Annotated in this window: 22 protein-coding genes; 9 read left to right on the top strand and 13 right to left on the bottom strand. The window is 59.6% G+C overall.

Annotation, left to right across the window (positions count from 1 at the left end; genetic code table 11):
* The first annotated feature begins 45 nt into the window (after window positions 1–45).
* Window positions 46–738: a CBS domain-containing protein gene (locus tag JNB85_RS09005; protein WP_220333984.1), complete on the top strand. Its 693-nt coding sequence runs from the start codon at window positions 46–48 to the stop codon at window positions 736–738.
* 203 nt (window positions 739–941) lie between these two features.
* On the opposite strand, the gene JNB85_RS09010 is transcribed toward JNB85_RS09005, so the two are convergent.
* Genes JNB85_RS09010 through JNB85_RS09020 form a run of 3 tightly spaced genes read right to left on the bottom strand, consistent with a single transcriptional unit; the run spans window position 942 to window position 2,427 of the window.
* On the bottom strand, window positions 942–1,505 hold the full coding sequence (locus JNB85_RS09010; protein WP_220333985.1) for a DsbE family thiol:disulfide interchange protein: 564 nt from the start codon (window positions 1,503–1,505) through the stop codon (window positions 942–944).
* Window positions 1,506–1,661 carry a heme exporter protein CcmD gene (locus tag JNB85_RS09015; RefSeq protein WP_220333986.1) on the bottom strand — a complete coding sequence of 52 codons (156 nt, stop codon included), beginning with the start codon at window positions 1,659–1,661 and terminating at the stop codon, window positions 1,506–1,508.
* Window position 1,662: 1 nt separating this feature from the next.
* Window positions 1,663–2,427, bottom strand: a complete 765-nt coding sequence (locus tag JNB85_RS09020) for a heme ABC transporter permease (protein ID WP_220333987.1) — start codon at window positions 2,425–2,427, stop codon at window positions 1,663–1,665.
* A 263-nt stretch (window positions 2,428–2,690) separates the two neighbouring features.
* Between JNB85_RS09020 and JNB85_RS09025 the strand changes: the two genes are divergently transcribed.
* Window positions 2,691–4,541, top strand: a complete 1,851-nt coding sequence (locus JNB85_RS09025; protein WP_220334356.1) for an ABC transporter transmembrane domain-containing protein — start codon at window positions 2,691–2,693, stop codon at window positions 4,539–4,541.
* A gap of 79 nt (window positions 4,542–4,620) precedes the next feature.
* Here the strand turns inward: JNB85_RS09025 and JNB85_RS09030 are convergent, their stop codons facing one another.
* The gene (locus tag JNB85_RS09030; protein WP_220333988.1) at window positions 4,621–5,811 is read right to left on the bottom strand and encodes an ROK family transcriptional regulator; all 1,191 of its coding nucleotides are present in this window, start codon (window positions 5,809–5,811) and stop codon (window positions 4,621–4,623) included.
* 172 nt (window positions 5,812–5,983) lie between these two features.
* Between JNB85_RS09030 and JNB85_RS09035 the strand changes: the two genes are divergently transcribed.
* The 5 genes from JNB85_RS09035 to JNB85_RS09055 all read left to right on the top strand — a co-directional run bounded on the left by JNB85_RS09035 (window position 5,984) and on the right by JNB85_RS09055 (window position 12,418).
* Window positions 5,984–7,258 carry an ABC transporter substrate-binding protein gene (locus JNB85_RS09035; RefSeq protein ID WP_220333989.1) on the top strand — a complete coding sequence of 425 codons (1,275 nt, stop codon included), beginning with the start codon at window positions 5,984–5,986 and terminating at the stop codon, window positions 7,256–7,258.
* Window positions 7,259–7,327: 69 nt separating this feature from the next.
* Window positions 7,328–8,212 (top strand): carbohydrate ABC transporter permease, encoded by an 885-nt coding sequence (locus JNB85_RS09040; RefSeq protein ID WP_220333990.1) that lies wholly within the window; start codon window positions 7,328–7,330, stop codon window positions 8,210–8,212.
* Window positions 8,212–9,063 carry a carbohydrate ABC transporter permease gene (locus JNB85_RS09045; RefSeq protein WP_220333991.1) on the top strand — a complete coding sequence of 284 codons (852 nt, stop codon included), beginning with the start codon at window positions 8,212–8,214 and terminating at the stop codon, window positions 9,061–9,063. Before JNB85_RS09040 ends, JNB85_RS09045 begins: the two co-directional genes overlap by 1 nt.
* Window positions 9,064–9,115: 52 nt before the next feature.
* Window positions 9,116–10,261 (top strand): ABC transporter ATP-binding protein, encoded by a 1,146-nt coding sequence (locus JNB85_RS09050; protein ID WP_220333992.1) that lies wholly within the window; start codon window positions 9,116–9,118, stop codon window positions 10,259–10,261.
* A gap of 18 nt (window positions 10,262–10,279) precedes the next feature.
* Window positions 10,280–12,418, top strand: a complete 2,139-nt coding sequence (locus JNB85_RS09055) for a beta-galactosidase (protein WP_220333993.1) — start codon at window positions 10,280–10,282, stop codon at window positions 12,416–12,418.
* 186 nt (window positions 12,419–12,604) lie between these two features.
* On the opposite strand, the gene vapC is transcribed toward JNB85_RS09055, so the two are convergent.
* The 3 genes from vapC to lysA form a co-directional block, all read right to left on the bottom strand.
* The gene (vapC, locus tag JNB85_RS09060; RefSeq protein WP_183747996.1) at window positions 12,605–13,003 is read right to left on the bottom strand and encodes a type II toxin-antitoxin system tRNA(fMet)-specific endonuclease VapC; all 399 of its coding nucleotides are present in this window, start codon (window positions 13,001–13,003) and stop codon (window positions 12,605–12,607) included.
* Window positions 13,003–13,236 (bottom strand): type II toxin-antitoxin system VapB family antitoxin, encoded by a 234-nt coding sequence (gene vapB, locus JNB85_RS09065; RefSeq protein ID WP_183747999.1) that lies wholly within the window; start codon window positions 13,234–13,236, stop codon window positions 13,003–13,005. Before vapB ends, vapC begins: the two co-directional genes overlap by 1 nt.
* A 561-nt stretch (window positions 13,237–13,797) precedes the next feature.
* Window positions 13,798–15,069, bottom strand: a complete 1,272-nt coding sequence (gene lysA, locus JNB85_RS09070; RefSeq protein ID WP_220333994.1) for a diaminopimelate decarboxylase — start codon at window positions 15,067–15,069, stop codon at window positions 13,798–13,800.
* A gap of 130 nt (window positions 15,070–15,199) precedes the next feature.
* Here lysA and JNB85_RS09075 point away from each other — a divergent pair, with 130 nt between their 5' ends.
* Window positions 15,200–16,123: a LysR family transcriptional regulator gene (locus tag JNB85_RS09075; RefSeq protein ID WP_220333995.1), complete on the top strand. Its 924-nt coding sequence runs from the start codon at window positions 15,200–15,202 to the stop codon at window positions 16,121–16,123.
* Window positions 16,124–16,175: 52 nt separating this feature from the next.
* On the opposite strand, the gene JNB85_RS09080 is transcribed toward JNB85_RS09075, so the two are convergent.
* From JNB85_RS09080 to JNB85_RS09105, 6 genes are all read right to left on the bottom strand, one after another.
* Complete coding sequence (locus JNB85_RS09080; protein ID WP_220333996.1) at window positions 16,176–17,237, bottom strand: ABC transporter ATP-binding protein; 1,062 nt, start codon at window positions 17,235–17,237, stop codon at window positions 16,176–16,178.
* Window positions 17,238–17,258: 21 nt separating this feature from the next.
* The gene (locus JNB85_RS09085) at window positions 17,259–18,113 is read right to left on the bottom strand and encodes a sugar phosphate isomerase/epimerase family protein (RefSeq protein WP_220333997.1); all 855 of its coding nucleotides are present in this window, start codon (window positions 18,111–18,113) and stop codon (window positions 17,259–17,261) included.
* A gap of 31 nt (window positions 18,114–18,144) precedes the next feature.
* Window positions 18,145–19,383 carry an ROK family transcriptional regulator gene (locus tag JNB85_RS09090; protein ID WP_220333998.1) on the bottom strand — a complete coding sequence of 413 codons (1,239 nt, stop codon included), beginning with the start codon at window positions 19,381–19,383 and terminating at the stop codon, window positions 18,145–18,147.
* Between the two features lie 40 nt (window positions 19,384–19,423).
* Window positions 19,424–20,266, bottom strand: a complete 843-nt coding sequence (locus JNB85_RS09095; RefSeq protein ID WP_220333999.1) for a carbohydrate ABC transporter permease — start codon at window positions 20,264–20,266, stop codon at window positions 19,424–19,426.
* Window positions 20,263–21,192 (bottom strand): carbohydrate ABC transporter permease, encoded by a 930-nt coding sequence (locus JNB85_RS09100; protein ID WP_220334000.1) that lies wholly within the window; start codon window positions 21,190–21,192, stop codon window positions 20,263–20,265. The genes JNB85_RS09095 and JNB85_RS09100 overlap by 4 nt, the downstream gene beginning before the upstream one ends.
* Before the next feature lie 87 nt (window positions 21,193–21,279).
* A complete protein-coding gene (locus JNB85_RS09105; RefSeq protein ID WP_220334001.1) occupies window positions 21,280–22,578 on the bottom strand; it encodes a type 2 periplasmic-binding domain-containing protein in 1,299 nt (432 codons plus the stop codon).
* A 275-nt stretch (window positions 22,579–22,853) separates the two neighbouring features.
* Here JNB85_RS09105 and JNB85_RS09110 point away from each other — a divergent pair, with 275 nt between their 5' ends.
* On the top strand, window positions 22,854–23,900 hold the full coding sequence (locus JNB85_RS09110) for a Gfo/Idh/MocA family protein (protein WP_220334002.1): 1,047 nt from the start codon (window positions 22,854–22,856) through the stop codon (window positions 23,898–23,900).
* The last annotated feature ends 1 nt before the right edge of the window (window position 23,901 follow it).

The raw sequence follows: 23,901 nt of genomic DNA on the forward strand, positions 1-23,901 counted from the left end.
TCCTACTCTCACGGCATCAGATGTTTCCGGAAGGGAAGGTGGCTCATGCAAGCCAAGGACATTATGACGAGCAACGTCGTTTCGATCAGCCCGGAGGCAGGGATTCGTCACGCCGCCGCGGTGATGATGCAAAACAACATCAGCGGGCTCCCGGTGGTTGATGACGAGGGGCGGGTCTGCGGAATTCTGACCGAAGGCGATCTGTTGCTGCGCCGGGAGATTCGGCTTGCGCCGCGTATTGCGCGCACTGCGGAAGTCACCTCCGATGTCGATCTGGACCGGTACATCCGCGGCAACGGCTGGTCCGTCAGAGATATCATGTCACGCGACGTTATCGTCGCCAGTCCAGACAGTGAGGTCTCCGATATTGCCGAGAGCCTTGAAATTCATCGCATCAAGCGCATTCCGATCGTCGATGCCGGACGGCTCGTAGGTGTTGTCAGCCGGCGCGATATTCTGGCGTTGATAACAGACGCGCCGACGCTCCGGCTGCCGCGCGAGGATGATGCGATCCTGCTCGCTGTTCGCACACGTCTCAAATTCGATCTCGGCCTGACGCCGCAGAAGATCCGCGTTTCTGTACGCAACGGGCAGATCAAGCTCGAAGGGAATGTGGAAACCGATTTGCAGCGCCGAGCCGTCCTGGCGCTCGTTGAAAATCTCGGCGCGGGAGGTTGCCTTGATCGGTTGCAGCTTCTCGCCGATTCAGATCCGGAAAAACGGTCGCAACCGGCTTGAGGCCGAACCCTCTATCCATCCGGCAGAGTTTGGGTCGCAGGTGATCTAACGGCTGTTGGCGAAGTCCCTTCCAGCCGAACGTCTCCTCGATACGGTTGCGAATGCGCAGTAAGGCCAGCGAGCCATGACCAGGGCCTATGCGCCAGGGCCGCTTTGAACAGCCTGCGAAGCTCCCTGTGCCAGTGCGTACGGTAGGTTTCCGGTCAGCTGCCTGCAGCCAACGCCGCGTCGATCGCGGGACCGAGGCCGGCCGACAGGACCTTTTCGTCAAGGGGACCGATCTGCTTGAAGAGGATGCGGCCGTCGCGGCCGATCACGAAAGTCTCCGGCACGCCACAGACACCCCAATCGATAGCCTCCCTTCCGGTCTGATCGACGCCGACGGCAGCATAGGGGTTTCCATTGTCGCGCAAGAAGGTCAGGGCGTTACTGCTGTTGTCCTTGTAATTGATGCCTATCAGCTTGATACGCGGGTCCTTCGACAGACGCATGAGCGCAGCATGCTCCTGCCGGCAAGGGATGCACCAGGACGCGAACACGTTGACGATTGCGACCTTGCCGGAGAGCCCGCTGTCCTCAAGTCCGGGAGACTGCAGACCGGCGAGCGGCGGCAGATCGATTGCAGGATGTGTCTGACCAATCAGTACGGAGGGGAGGGTGGAGGGCGAATATCCTTCCATCGCCTCCCGATAAAGCATGCTGCCGGCGGCTCCGGCGATCGTAGCAAAGACGAGCAGTGGCACGGCTGCCACGAGATAACGGCGCACCTAGCGCGCCTCGTGACGAGCGCGATGCCTGGTCTTCGCCAACACCTCGACCTGGCGCCGATAGGTGCGGCCGCGAACCCAGGTCGTCACGCTGATGACGATTGCGACGGAGAATGCGACGGCATAGGCCGTCAGCACATAGTCCTGATGTGTCATTTCAATTCTCCCTTTGTGCTGCGGCCCGTGCGGCCAAGCGATGATGCGACATGAGTTTGCGCCGCCAGATTTCGTTCCTGATCGAAGCCAGGTGGAGGGTCAAAAACAGTGCTGTGAAGGCTAGTCCCATGGTTAGGAGGGGGCGAAGGAATTCAATGTCCAGAGCGGGGCCATTCAGCCTGAGCACGCTTGCCGGCTGATGCAGAGTGTTCCACCAGTCGACCGAGAACTTGATGATCGGAATGTTGACGAAGCCCACCAGAATGAGGACCGCCGTGATACGCGCGGCGCGCGTCGGCTCGTCGATCGCGCGATTGAGCGCCAATAGGCCAAGATACATCAGGAAAAGCACGAACATCGAGGTCAGGCGCGCGTCCCATACCCACCAGGTTCCCCACATCGGCTTGCCCCAGATGGCGCCGGTGACGAGCGAAACGAAGGTAAAGGCGGCGCCGATCGGCACAGCAGCGCGCGCGGCGACATCGGCAAGCGGATGGCGCCATACCAGGGAGCCGATGGCGTTTGCGGTCATCACCGTATAGCAGAACATTCCCATCCATGCCGCCGGAACATGGACATACATGATCCTGACGGTTTCACCCTGCTGGTAATCGCCATCGGAAACGAAACTAAGATACAGTCCGGCAGCGAAAATGAGGGCAGTGACTATCGAAAGTCCGGGCAAGGCCCGATCTGCCAGTTCCAGGAATCTGGCGGGCTGTGCAAGCCTGGTGATGTTGTCTTTGATGCGTCTGACGTAGGCCATGACCCTCTTTAGCCTCCCGCCCCGACAGGTTAATTGACCCGGATCAAACTGAGACCATTGGTGGGGGTGTCGCCTCATTCACTCTTCTACTACTGACGGTGCGAGCCCGGGCTGCCGGTGCGGCAGGCTTGTCGCGACGTTTTGCCGGGCCTTCTGCCGCGGCAACGCTCCTGCGGAACTCGCCGATAATTGATCGCGGTCAAAGACGATCATCGCACAAGTGCCAAAAAGGAGGCATTCCAGTTCAGGAGACCGCCGCCTTGATGATTGCCGCGCACGACCGATCCGCTACTCCTCCCGCTGACGTGACTGCAGGCTCCAGGCCGCAGCTTGGGGAAAAGAAGCCTGCCGTCTCCGGCCTCGTCCGGTTGCTGCCTTTGCTGCGGCCTCACCGCGGCATGGTACTATTGGCGGTGATCTCACTTTCGGCCGCGGCGCTCATCTCGCTTGCATTGCCGATGGCTGTCCGCCGCATGATCGACAATGGTTTCGGACAATCCGACGATGGCTTCATCAATAGCTACTTTCTGATGCTTCTTGTGCTTGCTATCGCGCTCGCTATAGCAAGCGCCTGCCGCTATTACTTCGTCACGACACTTGGTGAGCGCATCGTCAGCGATCTACGTGTGAAGACCTTCCGGAATGTGACGCGGCTGCCCGCCAGCTTTTTCGACGCTAACAAATCCGGCGACATCGCATCGCGGCTGACGGCGGATGCCGCGCAAATCAAGTCCGCACTCAACCTTGCAGCATCGGTAGCGTTGCGTAATTCGCTGCTATGCTTGGGCGCTCTGGTGATGATGTTCGTCACCAGCCCCGGCCTTTCCGCCATCACATTGGGTGCCATTCCGCTCGTGGTCGCACCGCTCGTCCTTTTCGGCCGCTCGGTTCGCAGAAAATCGCGTGCGGCGCAGGACGCCCTTGCAACAGCATCCGCCTTCGCCAGCGAAATGATTGCCGGAAGCCGAACGGTGCAGGCCTTCAACGGAGAGGCGGCTGCCGCCAAGAGATATGCTGATGACGTCGAAATGTCCTATCGCAGCGCCGTTTTCGCCGCCCGCTCTCGCGCGCTCCTGACCGCTGTCGCCATCGCCTTGATTTTCGGAAGCGTCGTCGGAGTTCTCTGGATCGGCGCCCATAATCTGCTTTCCGGAACGTTGTCGGCCGGAAGCCTGAGCCAGTTCCTGCTCTATTCCGTCATTGCCGCAGGATCGCTCGGTTCACTCTCGGAGATTTGGGGCGAACTGGCGCAGGCTGCCGGTTCTGCCGAACGTCTTTTCGAATTGCTCGATGAAGATGCCGGCGAGGGTGAACAGGTCCCCCGTGCTGCGCTCAGCCAACCTGCGAAAGGCGCGGTCGAAATCCGAGACTTGCATTTCGCCTATCCGGGCGCTCCGGACAGGCAAGTTCTCACAGGCCTGTCGATGAGCGTCCGGCCCGGTGAGACAGTAGCGCTTGTGGGTGCTTCCGGCTCGGGCAAGAGCTCGATCTTTTCGCTCCTGCTCGGTTTCTACAACAATTATGCCGGCGACATTTCGCTGGATGGCTGTGATGTGCGCTCGACCGCCAGCGCCGCGGTGCGTGGGGAAATCGCCATCGTGCCCCAGGACGTGACCATCTTCGCAACGACGATTGCCGACAATATCAGTCTCGGACGACCCGATGCATCGCAGGACGAGATCGTGGCTGCGGCCACGACGGCGAGGGCTCATGGGTTCATTTCCGAGCTGCCGGACGGCTATCGCACCGTGGTCGGCGAGCGTGGCCTGACGTTGTCCGGCGGACAGCGGCAAAGACTAGCGATCGCCCGTGCGATCCTGAAGAACGCGCCGATCCTTCTGCTGGATGAGGCCACGGCATCTCTCGATGCAGAAAACGAAATGCTCGTGCAAAAGGGGCTCGACGAGTTGATGCGGAATCGCACGACGATCGTGATTGCGCATCGTCTTGCCACGGTGCTCAAGGCGGACCGAATTCTGGTGATCGATGGCGGCCGGGTGATCGAGGAGGGAACGCATGCCGCGCTGATCCGCAAAGGCGGTGCATATTGCAAGCTTGCCGAACTGCAATTCGATCTTTCGGGGTCGGCAGCTTTGCAGCATGACGCGGCGTGAGAATAGTTCGCATCGATGGTCCTATTGATCGGCACTGTGGGCGAACTCATTCGTTCACGTGCCGGGTCGTCACTGCCCTCTATCCGAATGAGTGGAAGGGTTTCGCAACGCCTCCAACCGATTCAAAATCGAACATCTTCTGCGTTACCAGCGCTGCGGCGCCGCGCGCCCAAGAATTGTCCTCCCAATCAGGAAGAATGGGCGGCGGCATCCTGAAGGTTCGGCGCGCCAATGCCTCCTGCAGAGGCGTCAGGAAGTGTGCGCCGAGTGAAACAGCTTCTCCGCCCGCGACAATAACCTCCGGATCCGTCACATTGACGAGATTGGCGAGAGCCGTTCCGATGCCGCGGCCCGCATCTTCGACGATCCGAACAGCCGTCGGGTCCTCTGCAGCAAGCGCCTGGCGCAGCTCGGGCGCTCCCAGATCCTCACCCCCGCCTGTCGCCTCGCGCCAGCGCCGCAACATCGATACCTCGGAATGGTAGGCCATCAGGCAGCCGCGCTTGCCGCATTCGCAGAGGCGGCCATTCTCCTCGTAGAGCGTATGCCCGAATTTGCCGGCTGCGCCGTTGGCGCCGCGATAGAGCTTGCCTTCGATGACGAGGGCACAGCTTATGCCGACGCCGACCGCCAGCACCGCCATGTTGCGATGTTGGCGGCCGAGACCGAACAACTGCTGTGCAATGGCGTAGGCGTTGGTATCGTCCTCGAGCCAAACGGGAACATTGGCGCGATTGGCGAGAAGTGATGCTAGCGGAACGTTGTCCCAATTGAAGCGGTGGCTCCTGATGCAGATCGTTTGCTCGTGATTGATGACACCCGGCATCGATATGCCGATGCCTGTAAGCTTGGCATGCGTGCGGCCCGCAAGTCCGACGAGCCTCGGCACTGTTGCCGCCAGGAGATCCGCGACATCGTTCGGCGCCCGGCTTGGCATCGGAATCCTGATGGCGGCGAGGGGGCTCGTCGCCAGGTCAGTCGCGACGCATTCTACCGTATCGGCCATAAGCTTGAAGCCGATTGCCAGCCCGTGCCCATAGTTGATTTGGACAGGGATTGGCCGGCGACCGGTGAAGCTTGAAACCGCCTCTCCCTCGGTGACGATGCCTTCCTCCACGAGGTCGCCGACGACGAAGGTGACGGCGGCCGGACTGAGCTGTGTGATCGTTGCCAATTCTGCGCGACTCTTCGGCCCTTCCTGCCTTAGCAGGTTCAAGATCAGACGGCGGTTCATGGCCCTGGCAGTCGTCTGGTCACCCTTGAGCTTCACGGCCGAGTTCCTTTATTTTGTAAATAAACTATTGCGGTGCTTTCTGATCTATGCATAAGTTTGCCTCGTCGATCAACTCGGAATGTGGAGATCGGCACGTTGGATGCCCGGCGTCCCCGTTTTGGAGGACGGCCGCCGGGACGTGTTGATCTGCTCAACTGGGAGGAATTCAATGGTATTTTCCAAGCATTTTTTGCCGACCACGCGCCGCACATTTCTAAAGGGCGCAGGCATGGCATCTGCGGCCGCGGTCGCAGGCGGCTTCCCGATCCCGGCAATCGCCCAGGCTCAGGAAGTCAATGTGATTTCCTCAGAGAATAATGGCAAAGCGCTCGACGCGCTGAAGAAGATCGCCGAGGATTTCGGCGAGCAGGCCGGTACAAAGGTCGTCATCAATAATATGGACCACGAGGCCCACAAGACGGCGATCCGCAACTATCTGACGGCAGGCGCGCCGGACGTCTGCTTCTGGTTTTCGGGCAACCGCATGCGCGCCTTCGTCAAGCGAGGCCTGTTCGACGACATCTCGGATCTGTTCGAAAAGGAAAAATACAAGGACGTTCTAGGCGCCAGCACCGGAGCGGTCACGGTCGACAACAAGCAGTACGGTCTGCCCACCGGCGGTACGCTCTGGGGCATGTTCTACCGGAAGGATGTCTTTGATCACAACGGACTGACCGTGCCGACGACGGCAGAGAAGTTTTCGGCCTATTGCGACAAGGCCAAGGCGGCGGGACTGACACCGGTCGCCATGGGCACGAAGGAGCTCTGGCCGGCCGCCGGCTGGTTCGACCAGATGAACCTTCGCATCAATGGTCTCGACAGGCATATGGCGTTGATGGACGGGCAGATGAGCTATCTCGACCCTGCCCTGACACCGGTCTTCGATCAGTGGGAAGCCATGATCAAGAAGGAGGTCTTCACGCAGAACCACACGTCGTTCGGCTGGCAGGAGGCGGCAGCGCTGATCGCCCAGAAGAAGGCCGGAATGATGAACCTCGGCGCCTTCCTGCGCTCCGCATTCACGGAAGAAGACCTGCCGCAACTGACGTTCGCACCGTTCCCGACCCTTGATGCCAACATTGCCCGGTTCGAGGAGTTTTCGCTGAACTCGGTCCATATTCCGACGAACGGCAAGAACAAGCAGGGTGCGCGTGAATTCCTCGCCTACTTCTACAAGCCGGAAAATCTTGCCGCCTATCTGGAGCCGGGCGGCAATGTGCCGCCACGCAGCGACCTGCCGCCAAGCAAGGATCCGCTGGTCAATGCCGCGGTCGAGTCCTTGAAACAGGTCAAGGGAACCTCGCAATATTACGATCGCGACAGCGACCCGGACATGGCGCAGGCGGGTCTGGTGGGCTTTCAGGAGTTCATGGCCAAGCCCGACCGTCGCCAGGCGATCCTGCAGCGCCTCGAAGGCACCCGCAAGCGTATCTACAAGATCTAGTTCTCCTCCCGGCGACCGGGGAGCGGAACCGTGGTTCCGCTCCTTCCATCTTCCATGAGGTTCTGGACAATGTTGATGTTATGGCGCCGCCAGCGTTGGTGGCTCACCCCGACTTTGCTTATCGCTCCGGCCATCATCCTCTTCTTCACAGTCATCCTACTGTCGGCAGCGCGAAGCCTATGGATCAGTCTCCACGACTGGGACGGGATGGGCCCGATGACGTGGGTAGGATTTGGAAATTATGCCGAGCTCTACAACGATCCGCAGTTCTATACGTCGCTGAAGAACAATCTGATCTGGCTGGTGATGTTCATGGCCGCGCCGCCGCTCGGGCTGGCGATCGCCCTGCTCGTCAATCAGAAGATCGGCGGCATGCGCTTCCTGAAGTCGCTGTTCTTCATTCCGCTCGTGCTCGCCTCCGTCACTGTCGGCGTGGTCTTCACCTGGGTCTATACACCGGAGTTCGGACTTCTTGCGCTCGTCTTCAAGGCGTTTGGCGCCACGGCACCTGCCGTGCTGTCGGACGAACATTTCGTCACTGTCGCGATCGTCATCGCAGCCCTCTGGCCGCAGATCACCTTCTGCATGGTGCTCTATCTCGCCGGTCTCAACAATTTGAGCGAGGAGCTTATCGGCGCCGGGCGCGTCGATGGCGCGAAGGGATGGAACATGCTCTGGCACATCGTTCTCCCGCAACTGACGCAGGTCACGTTCATTGCGATCGCCGTGACCGTCGTCGGCGCGCTTCGATCCTTCGACATGGTATCCGTGATGACGCGCGGCGGGCCGTTCGGCTCCTCGTCGGTGCTCGCCTACCAGATGTTCGAGCAATCCATCTTCTCCTACCGCTTCGGATACGGCGCGGCGATCGCATCGGTCCTGTTCGTGATCATGGCAATCTTCATCGTCTGGTACCTGTCGCGGATCATCCGCACCGAAGAAAGGGGCGGCTGATGTATCCTCGTCCGATTCCCGAGACGGCCGTCTGGCATCGCCGCTTCTATTTCCTGGCCGTATTGGCAGTACTTCTCCTATGGCTCTGCCCGCTCTTCGCCATCATCCTGACCTCGTTTCGATCGACCGCGGACGTGATGGGCGGCAACCTCTGGGGATGGCCGACCGAGTTCGGGCTCATCGACAACTACACCGCGGTCTTCACCCAGACGCCGATGGCGCAGTATTTCATCAACAGTTTGACGATCACGATTCCCTCGGTGATCGGTGTCCTGGTTCTGAGCACGCTCTCCGGTTTCGTCCTGTCGCGATACCGGTTTCCGGGAAACATGCTGATCTTCGCGCTCTTCGTCGGCGGCAACTTCCTTCCTCACCAGATCATGATGATCCCGGTGCGCGACCTGATGGTGCGGCTCGACCTGATTGATACGACGACGGCGCTGATCATCTTCCATGTCGCGTTCCAGACCGGCTTTGCGACGCTCTTCATGCGCAACTTCATCGCGGCTCTGCCCGACGAACTGTTCCAGGCAGCAAGGGCGGAGGGAGCCTCGCCTTTCCAGACACTCATTCATGTTGCGGTTCCCCTTGTCCGGCCGGCATTGGCGGCACTTGCCATCCTCCTCTTCACCTTCATCTGGAACGACTACTTCTGGGCGGTCGTCCTGACAGTGAGCGATTCCGTCAAACCGGTGACCGCCGGCCTTGCCAACCTGCGCGGCGAATGGGTCTCGGCCTGGAACCTCATCTCGGCCGGGACGATCGTCGTCGCCGTTCCTCCCGTGGTGATGTTCTTTCTGATGCAGCGACACTTCATCGCCGGCCTGACGATGGGAGCGGTCAAAGGATGAGCGCCCTCAGGAATTCGGAAACCAGATCTTCAAAAGCAGAGAGCCAGGAAACATGACCAGCCTCGAACTGCGACAGATAAACAAGAACTATGGCGCCTACCATGCCCTCAGAGGGATCGATCTTTCAGTGGAGGAGGGTGAGTTCATCGTCATGGTGGGGCCGTCCGGCTGCGGCAAGTCGACCCTGCTCAAGACGATTGCGGGCCTCGAAGCTATTACCTCGGGTGAGATCCTCATCAATGGACGTGATGTCAGCCGTGAGGAGCCGGGCGACCGTGGTATCGCGATGGTATTTCAGTCCTATGCCCTCTATCCGCACATGACGGTCGCCGAGAACATGGGCTTCGGCCTTCGCATGGCGAAAAGGCCGAAGGCGGAGATCGATGCCGCGGTTGCGCGCGCGGCCAAAATCCTTCGGATAGCCGATCAGCTCGAGAAGCGGCCGAAGCAACTGTCGGGCGGGCAGCGCCAGCGCGTCGCCATCGGTCGTGCGATCACGCGTTCGCCGGATGTCTTTCTGTTCGACGAACCGCTGTCGAACCTCGATGCGGCATTGCGCACGCAGATGCGGGTCGAACTATCCAGCCTGCATTCCGAACTCGGTGCGACCATGGTCTACGTGACCCACGATCAGGTCGAAGCCATGACCATGGCAAGCCGCATCGTCGTCTTGAACCAGGGCGTTATCGAACAGGTCGGATCGCCGCTCGAACTCTATCGCAATCCCGACAATCTGTTCGTGGCGGGCTTCCTTGGCGCTCCGAGAATGAACTTCCTGATCGTCACGGTGAACGAGGTTTCGGGTCGCCAGATCAGAGTTTCCGCCCCAGGACTGGCACCTACAACGGTCGAACTCTCAAGTCCCGCAGCCCTTCAGAAGGGGACGAGCCTGACGCTCGGCGTGCGGCCGGAGAACATTTCCGTTTTCACGGACGGAGCAGAGAATGGCGCAGTGCGCGGCATCGTCCGCTTGGTCGAGCATCTTGGCCGTGAAACGATCCTCTATGTTGATGCCGGCGACCTCAGGACCGTCGCATCGGAGAGCGGAACCGGAAACATCACGGTCCAGCTCAGCTACGTCGCTCCATTCAAGGCCGACCAGCCCGTGACGCTCAAGCTCGACGCTGCCGAACTCTATCTCTTCGCGCCTGACGGGGGCCGCACGATCAGCGCCCGCAAGGCAATCATCGACAAATAGGTATCAGGATAGACGCTCGTGTCTGAAAACAAGTCAGCAAAAATCTCCGCCTGGAATCCGGTCAACACCGACCGCTTTCTCGTTGGCGCTCCGCATTATCCCGAACATGTCGATGAGAGCTATTGGGAGCGCGACGCCGAGCGCATGGCCAAAGCCGGCTTCAATATCGTCAGGATGGCGGAATTTGCCTGGCATATTCTCGAACCTGAGCTCGGGCGTTTTGATTTCGAGCTGTTCGACAGGGCGATCGCCATCCTCGGAAGTCATGGCATCGACACGATCATGTGCACGCCGACGGCGACACCACCGCGCTGGCTGACCGTCGCGCATCCCGAGATCCTACGGGTCGATGGCAAGGGCCGACCGATGAGCCACGGGTCACGCCAGCACTGCGACACCGCAAGTCCGGTGTTTCGCGAGCACAGTAGGCGCATCACCAAGGCGATGGCCGAGCACTACCGGGACAATCCGCGCGTCGTCGGCTGGCAGACCGACAACGAACTCAACACCAGCATGCCGGAGAGCTTTTCAAAGGCGACGCTGAGCGAGTTTCAACTCTTTCTTGCCGGAAAGTACAGCACGATCGACAGGCTCAACCATGCCTGGGGTGGGGATTTCTGGGCGACTGCTTACCAGAGCTTCGATCAAGTGGTGCTGCCGATCGAGTTCGGACCGACTTTTCCGAGCCCGGGCCATGTGCAGGACTACCACCGCTTCCTGGCCTTCTCGACTGCGCGCTTCCAGCATGACCAGGTCGAGATCCTGCGTGCCGTCAATCCATCCTGGTTCGTCTTCCATAATCTGGGCGGGCTGCGCGATATCGATTTCCGCGGACAGTTTACAACCGATCTCGATTTCGTCGGCTACGATATCTATCCGATGCTCTACGACGAGTTCCAGCGCATCGGCAATCATGCGAAAGTCCAGGCGCTTCATCTCGACATCTGCCGGGGCTTTTCGGGCAACTACATCGTGCCCGAGCAGCAGTCGAGCTTCGGCAGCCAGCCAGGCTTCTGCACCTTGACGCCGGAGCCGGGAGAAATGCGCCGAATGGCAATGTCCTCCGTTGCGCGCGGCGCCGACGGGCTGATGTTCTTTCGTTGGCGTCCCGCTCATTTCGGTGCCGAGATCTACTGGATGGGGATCATCGATCACGACGACGTCCCGCGCCATCGCTACGACGAAGCGAAGCGCTTCGCCACCGAGATGAAGGCACTGCAGGACAAGATTCTTGGCACCTATGTGCGCATGGACGTCGGCATTGCCGGATCGGATTTCGACAATCAGGAGGCTCATAAGACCTATCCGATCGGCCTGCCGAGCCCTCAAGACGACGCCGTGCTGCTGCATCAGTATTGCTACGATCGAGGCATTGCCTGCGGGTTCATTCATCCCGAAGACGATCTCTCGAAGCTGAAACTTCTCTATGTGCCGCACTGGGTCATGTGGAAGGGCGAATGGACGGAGCGCCTGAAGTCGTTCGCCGAGGCGGGGGGCACGGTGGTGTTCGCCGCTCGCACGGGCACGCGCGACGAGAACAATCATGTGATCCGGCAGACCGCGCCGGGAACGTCGCTTGCGAAGTTGACAGGTGTGCGGGTGGAAGATTTTGGCCGGCTTTCGGCACCTGGCGCCATGGGTCTGTTCGAGGTGATGGAGCGATCCGGCGGACTGGTCGTGCCGCCGAACAGGCCGGCGGAATCGCACCGGCGCGAACGCCGCTTCAAGATCGGCAATCGTGAACTGACGGCCGGGTATTTCTACGAGAACCTAATCGTCGATGATGATGTCGAGGTGATCGCCGTCTGGTCCAACCGTTACGCCGAGGGAAGGCCGATGGCGACATCCAGGAAGGTCGGTGAGGGCCGGGTCGTCTATCTCGGCACCTATCTGACGCCCGATCTGACGGAGGCGTTGTCGGAACGTCTGTTCGGCGATGCCCGGATCGAACCGCTCATCGCCGACTTGCCCGAGGGTGTCGAGGTGACGATGCGCATGAACGAGGATCGTCGCCTTCTCTTCATCCAGAACTACTTGGACAAGCCCGCCAGGATCTCTCATGTTCCGGCCGGCATCAATCTCTTGGATGCGGGCAAAGAGGTGGACGGCGCGCTTGCGCTCGAAGGTTATGGCTGCGCCGTGGTGCAACTCTCCTGAAACATATAGCGGCCGGAAACGCCGACGCTCCGGCAGGTTAGAATGAGAGATCGAATAAGCATGGAACTCGCTGGGGTATCCTTAGCCCTGGCGGGATCATTGGCGACTTTTTTGCCCGTCTTACTCAATCAAGAACGGGTCGGGTGGAGGCAATCGCCGCCCTCGACCTGGATCGTCGTGTGATTGCTACACCCAGTTCTCAGTCCTGACTCCGGGCATGCGAACGAACTCACGCATGTTGTTGGTGACGACGATCAGCCCTTCGGCACGGGCATGACCACCAATCTGCATGTCATGGGGGCCGCAAGGAGTGCCGGCCCGCTCCAGATCTGCCCGGACCTGCCCATAGTGCAAGGCCGCCTTTTCTCCGAACGGGAGGACTTCCAAGCGCGCCGTGAAATGTTCAATAGCTGTCAAATTTTCAATGCGACGAGCGGATTTCTCCGCGCCGTAGTACAGTTCGGCGAGCGTGATTGAGGATATGCAAAGCTGTTCGGCAAGCAGGTTGAATTTCTCCCGAAGCTCCAGCGGGTAATTCTTCATGACATAGATGCAGATATTGGTGTCGAGCATGTAGGCGAGCATCAGAACGGCTCGCGCTCTTCGGTCTTTGGCTGCTCGCGCTCGTTCATGAAATCCTCGCTCACACGCGGGCCCGTGAGGAACAGATCATCCCAACGCTTGCCTTGGGGCACGATTACGCGGCTGCGGCCGATTTTGATAATATCGACCTGATGCACATCTTCCGGAAAGGCGACAGCCTTCGGAAGCCGGACGGCCTGGCTGCGATTGCTGGTAAACACTGTAGATCTCGTCATGTCAGCCTCACGTATATCCGATTGGGATATACGTAATACGCGAGTTTCATAATTGCAAGTCGATGCCGAGTTCAGAATGCCGCACAGCGGTGGTATTTCGACAGTGAGCCAGTTGACAGAATCGCACTTCCCGATGAGAACGTAAAGCGAACGAATGGGAGGGTGAGCATTCATGATACGTTTCGCGCCGAAGATCCAGCAGAACGCTGCCTCAGCAATCAAAAAGTCGAGCGGCAACACGCGACCCGGCATCGGGCTATCGGACACTTCAATCGCTGCCGCCGAGAATGAAACCGACAAGGTGGAAGGGCAAGCTGCCGCGGTGATATCGGGATCTGCCGCGTCTGCCGCTAAGCTCCTGGAGTTGTCAGGGGAGCCACCTTCGAAAGGCAGAAAAACAACTTCCAGGAAGCGCAAGGAGGTTGCGCGCCCGGCGCAGCTCGAAGTCGGCAACCGAGGCCACGAAAGTGTCGGCGATTTGCTGCTCGACCTTTGACACAGGCTTCGAATACTGGTGCCAATGCTTTTCTTGCGCTCCGATTCTCTTCGGATTTCAAGGGGTCATGTCACTTTCGCCGGATGACTCGAGATCAACTCCATCTTGAAAAGCTCGTCGATGGTCTGGCGCCGACGGATAAGCCGGGAATTTGTCCCGTCGATGAGATATTCGGCAGCGTGAGGCCGGCTGTTGTAGTTCGACGACATAGACGCGCCATAGGCACCCGCTCGGTGGAAAACGAGCAGGTCGCCTACCTCGGCGGGCGGTAGCGCCCGCGTCTCGACGACGCCATCTGCCCCTTGCGTGAATACGTCTCCGGATTCGCAAAGCGGGCCGGCTACGACAGTTGGGCGTAACTCGGATGGGCTGAGGCTTCGGCCATCGCGCGGCAGAACCGAGATTTCGTGATAGCTGCCGTAGAGGGCAGGGCGCATCAAGTCGTTGAAACCTGCGTCAACGAGGGTGAAGTGATTTCGGCCAGCCTGTTTGGTGGCGCGGACCTCGGCCAGTAGCAAACCGGCTTCTGCCACAAGAAAGCGACCCGGTTCGATCTCCAGGCGCACGGCATGACCAAGCCTGCTTTCCGCCTGCTTTCGCACGCTGTCCCACAAGCTGAAATAATGCGCGGTATCAATCACCCTATCCCCGTCGCGATAGGGAACTGACAGGCCACCTCCGGCCGAAATCGCCTCGACATCGTGATCCAGATCGCCCAGCAGGTCGGTCATCGCATGACAGACCTGCTCGAGATGGCCGTAATCGACGCCGGAGCCGATATGCAGATGAAGCCCGACGAGATGCAGGCCATAGCGGCGAACCAGTTCGACAGCCTGCTTAAGCTCGCCATGCCAGATGCCATGCTTGCTGTTTTCGCCGCCCGTATTTGTCTTGTTGCTGTGGCCATGGCCGAAACCCGGATTAACGCGAAGCCAGACGCGGTGACCGGGCGACAACTCGCCGAGCTGGTGCAGCATGTCGATGGAGCCGATATTGACCTCGACCTTGTCGTTGACGACGCGGCGCAAAGTTGGGCGGTCGAAAATATCGGCGGTATAGATGATGTCCGCAGCACCTGAGACGGCCAGACTGGTGGAAAAGCCGGCCCGCTGCGCGCGATCGATTTCGCCTGAGGATACGGAGTCCACAAGCACACCCGCCTCACGCATGAGCGAGAGGATGTGGATATTGCAGCATGCTTTCTGCGCATAGCGTATCACATCGAATGCGCCGAGCTGCCTTATCCGATCTCGGATCGTCGGAGCGTCGTAAACCCATAAAGGCGTTCCATACTTATGAGTGAGAGCAGTGAGGTGATTGGCAGAGATGATGGGCATGATGCTCTCACTCATAAGTATGGTTTCAAGTTGGGCACTGCGGTTTTTCACAGAGAGGTTGACCACGAAACCGAGCATATGAAAAATATCAATTTTTCCAGACTGTATTCAATTTGGATATGAGGCAGGCATGGCTGTTACCATTCGGCATATCGAGGTCTTCAGGGCTGTGATGACGACAGGTAGCGTCACAGATGCGGCCGCGATGCTGAGTACCTCCCAGCCAACGATCAGCCGGGAGCTGGCACGGTTCGAGCACCTCATCCAGATGAAGCTTTTCGAACGTATGCACGGTCGCCTCCGCCCGACTGCGCATGCTCTGCAATTGTTCGAGGAGGTGCAGCGCGCCTATTTCGGGCTTGACCGGATCATCAGCACCGCGACGTCGCTGCGCCAATTCGAGCAGGGGCAGCTCTCTATCGCTTGCCTGCCGGTTTTTTCTCAATCGCTCCTTCCGCAGACCTGCCGACATTTCAGCGAGGAGTTCCCGAACGTGGGCATTAGCATCGTTCCGCAGGAGTCGCCTCTGCTGGAGGAATGGCTGTCGGCGCAACGCTATGACTTCGGGCTGACTGAGGTTGGATATGTCCCTCGGGGCACGGAGCTAACCCCGCTCATAACGCTCGACGAAGTTTGCGTGCTGCCGGATGGCCATCCGCTTCTTGAAAAGACCCTCCTCTTGCCAGGCGATTTCGAAGGGCAATCCTTTGTCAGCCTGTCGGCGATGGACAGCTACCGGCAGCAGATCGATCAGGTTTTTCGAAGCGCCGGCATCATGCGGCGTATGGTCATCGAGACGCACAGCGCGGCGTCCGTCTGTTCGATCGTTCGGGAGGGGGTTGGCCTGGCTGTCGTCAATCCCCTGACGGCCCTGGATTACACCGGTCACGGCCTACATCTTCGCCGGCTGTCGTTCTCGATCCCGTTTTCCGTCAATGTCGTTCGGCCAATCCATCGGCCCCAGTCACAGCTGGTCGCGGTTTTCGCGGCCGAGTTGGCCCGGCAAGCAGGGCTGATCGAAACCCGGCTTGCCGCCCTCATTGATCCCAGATGACGTCGTGGAAGCAGACGAAGTCGGGCGGGTCACCGATGTCTGTCACGTGTAACTAGTTCAGCACCGGTTCGCCCGCGGTGATGCGCTGCTCACCTTCGTCAAACAGGTGAACGGCATCATGGAGCGGAGCGATCCGCAGCACATCGCCCGGGGCTGCTCTGATCCGCTCCCTGAAGACGCAGCTGATCGTCTGCGTGCCAAGACGGGCAATCACCAACGTCTCGGATCCTGTTGGCTCGACGACGGCGGTTGTCACCCCGATGCCATTGGGGTCGAGGGTGATGTGCTCGGGGCGAATGCCGTAGGTGACGGCGCTGGGCGGACGCCGTTCGCTCGGCAGGATTAGCCCGTCTGCGGTCCGGAAACCCTCACTCGTCATGCTTCCCTCGATGAAGTTCATGGCGGGAGAGCCGATGAAACCGGCGACGAAGAGGTTATTTGGCCGGTCGTAGAGTTCGAGCGGTGAGCCGGACTGTTCGATCACGCCGTCCTTCATCACGACGATCTTGTCTGCCATCGTCATTGCCTCGATCTGGTCGTGCGTGACATAGATCGTCGTCGTTTTCAGCCGCTGATGCAGCTCCTTGATCTCGGAGCGCATCTGGACGCGCAGCTTGGCATCGAGGTTCGACAGCGGTTCGTCGAAGAGGAAGACGGCAGGATCCCGGACGATGGCGCGGCCCATCGCGACACGCTGCCGCTGGCCGCCCGACAGTTGCTTCGGATAGCGCTGCAGAAGCGCCTCAAGGCCGAGGATCTTGGCTGCATTGCCGACGCGCTGATCGATCTCCGTCTTCGGCATGCGCTTCAGCCGCAACGAGAAGCCCATGTTTTTGGCGACCGTCATATGCGGATAAAGTGCATAGTTCTGGAACACCATTGCGATATCGCGATCTTTTGGCGCCAATTCGTTGACAATATGCTTGCCGATCTGAATCTCGCCCGAGCTGATGTCTTCCAAACCGGCGATCATTCTGAGCAGGGTGGATTTGCCGCAACCCGAGGGGCCGACAAGGACCACGAACTCCCCGTCGCGGATATCGACCGACACACCTTTGATGGCTTTGAATGCGCCATAGTCTTTGCGCGCATTGTTCACTCTAACATGAGCCATTTCCGTCCTCCCCGGTCGCTGTCAAAGCGTGTTCAAGACATTTCTGAGATAGGCGAGGCCAAGGCGTTCCCCCTCCTTTCGGGCACCGAGATCCTTGCCCGGCCATCCGTAGGCGGCGTCCTCGTGCTCGATCGAAAGAGTACCGTCGAAGCCGTTAGTCCGCGCCTGGCGCAGGAAACGCTGCCAGTCGAGAAGGCCCTGGCCCGGCAGTTTGTACTGCCACCAGCCCTTGCCGTGATAGCCGACGGACTGCTGCATGGCCGCATCGATTGCGGTATCCTTGGCGTGGAGAATGGCGATGCGATCCTTGACCGCGTCCATCGCGGCATAGGGGTCCACGCCGATGCGGATGAGGTGCGAAGGATCGAATTCGAGACCGAAGCGCCGGTCGGGTATTCGCTTGAAGAGCTCCTGCCAGCCCTTCGGCGTGGTTCCGATGAAATTGTCCTTAGGTCCCGGCCAGTTTTCGATCGCAAAGACGAGACCGCTTGAGGTCGTCTTTGCGATCAGGCCGTTGGCGAATTCGGCAAAATCATCGTAATTGGCCTCGTCGTCGGCACTATCATCGCGTCCGGGAAAGATCACGAAGATCGGCACGCCCGCTTCGCCGATCGCCTGAGCAAATTCCTCCGTGCGGGCGCGCAGCTCGCCACGCTTGCCGCGGTCGGTATCGAGCTGATTGCCGAAATAGGTGATCGAGGAGACGAAGAGATTATGGTCGCGGGCAAGTGCGACCGCGGCCCGCACCCTTTCCGGCGTCCTGATATGACCGCGGACATCGATTTCGATCGCATCGAAACCGGCCGACGCCGCGAAATCCACGACCTCTTCAAGCGGTCGATCGTTGAACGTCGACGTGTAGAAGCCAATCCTCATCAAAGTACTCCCAATGACCTTGCCGGAAGTTTCAGTTGTTCAGGCGATCCATGAATTTGAGGGGCGAACGGGTGCGTTGAACGGCGTCGGCTGAAGCGAGCATCAAAGCGGCCGCCATGGGCATCGCTGCCGCACCGAGTGCGGAAGCGTCCTCGCCGATCGAGGCGCGATGCAGCGTGGGCAAACTGTTGTCTCCGGCCATCAGGTTTTCGTGAACGTAGCGCAGCAGCTCGTCGATCATCCGGATCGGCAGGCGCCCGCCGATGATGATGGCGTCAGGATCGACGATCATGCCAATATGCTTAACGGCAACGGCAAGGTGCGCGCTCATTTCCTTCAGCCACTTCGACACCAGGGCCTTGCCGCGTGCATCGAGTGTCAGAAGGTCTTGCGGCACGCTTGCATGCACGCCGTGCTCGCCAAGGAATTTGTAGAGGAAAAACACAGTCACCATCTCGCCGAGAAGATCGACCTTCGGCGCGCTCTTGTCTCGGTCGTCGGCGATCGGCAGCCAGCCGATTTCGCCGCTCAGCGCCATGGCGCCGCGATGGCCATTGCCGTCGAGCACCAGGCCACCGCCCAGACATGCGTTGATGGCGATATAGAAAAAGTTGCGGCTTTCCGCCCCCAAGCCGTAGTCCAGCTCGGCAAGTGCGGCCGCATTGGTCTCATTTTCGATGAAGACCGGATGCTGCGTCAGATTTTCGAGTGCGGTCCGCACGTCGAAGTCCGTCCATTCCGAATAATCGTCTGGCATGCCAAGAAATGGAATCTCGCCGAGCCAGTCAGGCATGGCGAGCCCGATACCGGCCAGATGTGCGTCATCGACCAGGCGGCTTCGCTGGAAATGGGATATCGCATCGGCCGTCAGCTGCATGAACTCAGCCGGGCGCACGTAGCGTTTCTCGTGATGCACGCGGGCGCGAACATTGCCGACGGCATCGACGGCGAGGATCGTCAGGTGATCCCGGTCGATGTCGATGCCGATGGCAAAGAACGCATCCGGATTGATTTCGAGCTCGATTGCGGGCTGCCCCCGAAGCCCGTGCCGACGGCGAGCCTCGATGATCAGGCCCTCGTCGAGCAGGCGATCGACGATCCTCGCAATGGCAGGCTTGGTAAAACCGGTCTGCCTTGCGATCTCGGCACGCGAAATCGGCGCCTGCCGATGGATGCAACGCAGCACGACGGCTCTGTTATGCTCACCCGCATCCTCGACGTTGGCCCCCGTCAGGTCCGGGGGAAATCTGGCGCCGCTCATCTGGTTCATGGTCGCAATCTCCTATCAGCCACGGACACGCAACCCGGCTCTATCCCTTCACCGCGCCACTGGTCATGGCGCCGAGGATCAGCCGCTGGAGCGACAGGAACGCCACGATCGCCGGAACGACGGAAATCAGGCAGGCGGCCGCAAGCAACTGGATGGACGAGTCGGTCTGCATGCCCCGGAAGTTAAAGATTCCGACGCCGATCGGCATCAGGTCATTTTTGGTGAGCAGCAGGAAAGGTACCAAGAATTGCGACCAGCCGGCAATCACCGTGATGATGAAGACCGAGGCAATGCCCGGCGCCGACAGGGGCAGGATGATGCGCCAGAAGACCGAGAAGCGGTTGCATCCATCGATCATCGCGGCTTCGTCCAGGCTGCGCGGAATGCCGTCGACGGTGCCTTTCAACAGCCAGGTCGCAAGGGGAACACCGAGCGCGACATAGACCATGACGACGGCAAAATGCGTGTCGAGGAGGCCGAGACGGTTCATGTAGCGATAGAGCGGCACCATGATGACGAGTGGCGAGATCATCTGGAAAAGCAGGAGCCCCATCATCGACAGGCCTTTGCCGCGGAACTGGAAGCGCGAGAAGGCGTAAGCGGCAGGCAAGGCAACGATCAGCACGCCGAAGCCGCTCAAGGCCGCAAGCTTCAGGCCGTTCCAGAGATAGATTGGAAAATAGCTGTTGTTGAGAACGGTGATGAAATTCTGGATGGTGGGGTTGTCCGGAATATAACGCGCCGCGCCGCGATAGACCTCACGCTTGTCACGCAGCGCCATCGACAGGAGATAGGTGAGGGGGCCGGCAAAGAAAACGAACATCACCAGCATGAAGAGATAGCTCATGGCATCGCCGAGCCTTGTTCCGGTGCGTCCGCTCATTGCTCTTCCTCCTTCGGCAGGAACGACGCATAGACGAAGGCGAGGCCGAGGCTGATGATCAGCATCAGCACGGAAAGCACGCTGCCGCCGGAGAGATCGTAGTTTCGGAAGACGATGTTGAAGACGTAGAGCGAGATCACCTCGGTAGCGCGTCCCGGTCCGCCGCCTGTCAGGGTGATGATCGCGTCGAAGGTGTTGACCGTCTGGATGGTGATCAGGATCATGTTGACGAGGATTGCGGCGCGCAGCTGCGGCAGTGTCACGAAGAAGAACTGCTGCGAAGCGGTGGCACCATCGACCTCGGCGGCTTCGTAGAGCGAGGGATCGATCGATTTCAGCGCTGCATACATCACGACCATCGAAAAGGCCGTACCGCGCCAGATGTTCGAGATCAGCGTCGACCAGGGCGCCATCGCCGGATCCGAAAGCCAGGCAACGGTCGGCATGTGCATCAGCCTCAAAATGCTGTTCAGCGCGCCATAAGGCGCTTCGGAAAACAGCATCTGCCAGATGATGCCGCCGGCAATGCCTGGCACGACCCAGGCGACCAGCGCCGTCGTCCGCAGGATCGTGGTGCCGAACAGGCCGCGCTTTTCGCCGCGGATGACGGTGACAGCGACCGCAAGACCGAGGATCTGCTGGCCGATGACGCTGCCGCCGACGAAGATCAGTGTCGCCCAGAGAATGTCGGGCAGTTGCGGCGAGCTCAGCGCATTGGCGATCGAACCGAGCGTATAGTCCTGGTTTTCGCCGATCAGCGTCGCATTGGTGAAGGAAAGGCGGAAAACGTCGATGACCGGATAGAGATAGAATATGCCGATGACGACGATCACGGGCATGATCCAGGGCAGGGGCGCACCGGCGAACCGGCGCATGAACGTTCTGCTTTGAGGCGGGGTGTCAGCCTCGATGGCAATAGGGCTCATTGGCTTCTCTGTCCGGGTTTGACACTGTCGACGGCGCCTCAAAAAGGCAGGCGCCGTCGTAATCTGAAGCGTCAGAAATGCGCGGGATCAGAGGCGCTTGTAGGCCTCCATCGCGGCGCTGAATGCGGCGTCCAGGGCTTCCTCGGGTTTCTTCGTTCCCGAGAGCACGTCGCCCATCATGATCTGGATCTGGTTAGAGATCTCGGGGTAGATCGGTACGCCGGGGCGGGCCTGGCCGTTGACCAGGGCATTGGCGAAGGTCTTGTTGGCTTCGGTGGCGAAGACATCGTATTTGTCGAAGACCGACTTGCGCGTCGGCAGCTGCTGCTGCAGTGCATTGGCCGGACCCATATAGACCTCGCGGGCAAGATTGGCGCACATTTCAACCTTGTCCTTGTCCTTGCTGAAGGACGCGATCGTCCATCCGCCGGTGCCTGTGGAACGCTGATCGGCGGTCGGGCCGGGGATCGGCGAAAAGGTCCAGTTCTTGAACTCTTCCTCGTCGAGCGTCGCCTTCAGCTGCGCATATTGCCAGTTGCCGCCGATGAAAAGCGCCGTCGTCGCCGCTGCCGCCGCCGCGTTCATGTCGTCATAGTTGGCGATGGTGGTGACGCGCTTGGGGGCCGCACCGGAATCGACGAGATCCTTGAAGTAGTTCAGCGCCTTCAGGAATTTCTCCTTGTTCTCGCCCTCGCCGAAGACCGGCTTGCCGGCGTCGTCCACAAGCTTGCCTCCGAGCGCCCAATAGTTCGCCAGCCAGTCGAAGGTGGTGCCTTCCCAGCGCCCGCCGTTGAAGAGGACGCCTTCCATTCCTTCCTTGGTGGAGGCAAGTGCGGCCTTCTTCAGGTCGTCCCAGGTCTGCGGCGCATCGGCGACGATGGACTTGTTGCGGTAGAGGACGCGAAGGTCCGTATCCCACCACCAGGCGCGGATCGTCTGATCCTTATCTGTGATGCCGCTGCGGATGAAGGGGAAGAGATCGTCGACTTCGTCCTTGGAGAAATAGGGCGTGAAATCCGCCAGCACCTTATTGACCATGAACTGCGAGAGCACAAAGGAGTCGACGGCGGCGCAATCCGGCGCGTTGCCCGCCTTGGCCTGCTCCAGCATCTTGGCCTGTTCCGTGCCGATGTCGGAGGACATGAACTGCATCTGCAGTTTCCAGTCTGGATGCTTCTTGATGAAGTCGACAAAGAGCTTCTGGTAACCCTCTGCGATGTTGGGGTCGGAATTATTCGGACTGTCGTTGGTGAGCCGCACGACAAGGGTTTTTGGCGCATCTGCAGCGCCGATCCTGTCCTTTGTCGCAAGCTCCTGGGCAAATGCGGCAGGCACTGAAAATAACATTGTGCTCAGCGCTAACGCGCTGACGAACGCTCTCTTCATGATGGGTCTCCTCCCCATTTTAAACGGATACAGCCTGGTGGTCGGTTGACCTCTCCTCATTTCCATGCTGCATTAATTAGATTAAGTTACTTTGATTTGATGTCAAGCCGCAGCATTGGGAGGATTGGAGATGCCGGCGACATTCAACACAAGTTAGCGGACCGCAACCGCACTTCCAGATCATGAAAAATCCAACCACTCCGGCCATCCGCGGTGGGAGAGCTTTTGCCTCGGCTACGTGAGGATAGCCGAACCTGACATCTATGGAGGATCAGATGCGCTTACTCATTCTCGGCACGGGCGGAATGGCCAACCAGCATGCGGCAAATTTCAAGGCAATCGACGGCGTGAGCGTCGTGGGCGGTGTCGACGTGGTGCCGGAGCGGCTGGCAGCCTTTTGCTCGGAGCACGGTATTCCAAACCACTTCAGTTCGCTGGAGCAAGCTCTTGCCTGGGGCGAGTTCGATGCCGTTGCCAACGTCACGCCTGACCGCATTCACCATCCGACAACACTTCAAGCGGTTGCGGCAGGCAAACACGTCTTCTGCGAAAAGCCGCTGGCGACCGATGCCATAAAGGCGATGGAAATGACCGATGCCATCGAAAAAGCCGGCAAGGTCGGCATGGTCAACTTTACCTATCGCAATTCTCCGGCTCTGCAGAAAGGCCGGCAGATGGTCCTTGCCGGCGAGATCGGCGAGGTGAGACATGTCGAGGCATCGCACCTGCAGAGCTGGCTTGTCGGGCGCCATTGGGGCGATTGGAAAACCGAGAGCAAATGGCTGTGGCGGCTCAGCAAGAAGCACGGCTCGAACGGCGCGCTCGGCGATATCGGCATCCATATCGTCGACTTCGCGTCCTACGGGTCGGGGCTTGATGTCGCCCACGTTTTCGCGCGGCTGAAAACCTTCAACAAAGCACCAGGCCACAAGATCGGCGAATATGATCTCGATGCGAATGACAGTTTCACGATGAATGTCGACTTCACGACGGGTGCGATCGGCACCATCCAGGCGACGCGAACCGCCGCTGGCCAGATGGATCAGCTGCGTCTGAGAGTCTATGGCGAGACCGGTTCGATCGAAATGATCTACGATACCGGAAAGTCAACGCTTCGCGCCTGCCTTGGTGAAGACGTTCATACCGCAACATGGCGCGATATTGCCTTCGAGCCGGTGGAGACCAACTACCAGCGCTTCGTCCAGGCGGTGAGGGCAGGCAGAACTCAGGAACCGTCCTTCCGCAGGGCGGCGAATATCCAGAAGGTGCTCGACAAGGCGCTTGCTTCCGATATCAGCCACAAAGACGAGGCGCTTGGCTGAG

Origin of the sequence: Rhizobium mesosinicum (assembly GCF_019511345.1) — a bacterium.
Classification (GTDB): Bacteria; Pseudomonadota; Alphaproteobacteria; order Rhizobiales; family Rhizobiaceae; genus Rhizobium; species Rhizobium mesosinicum.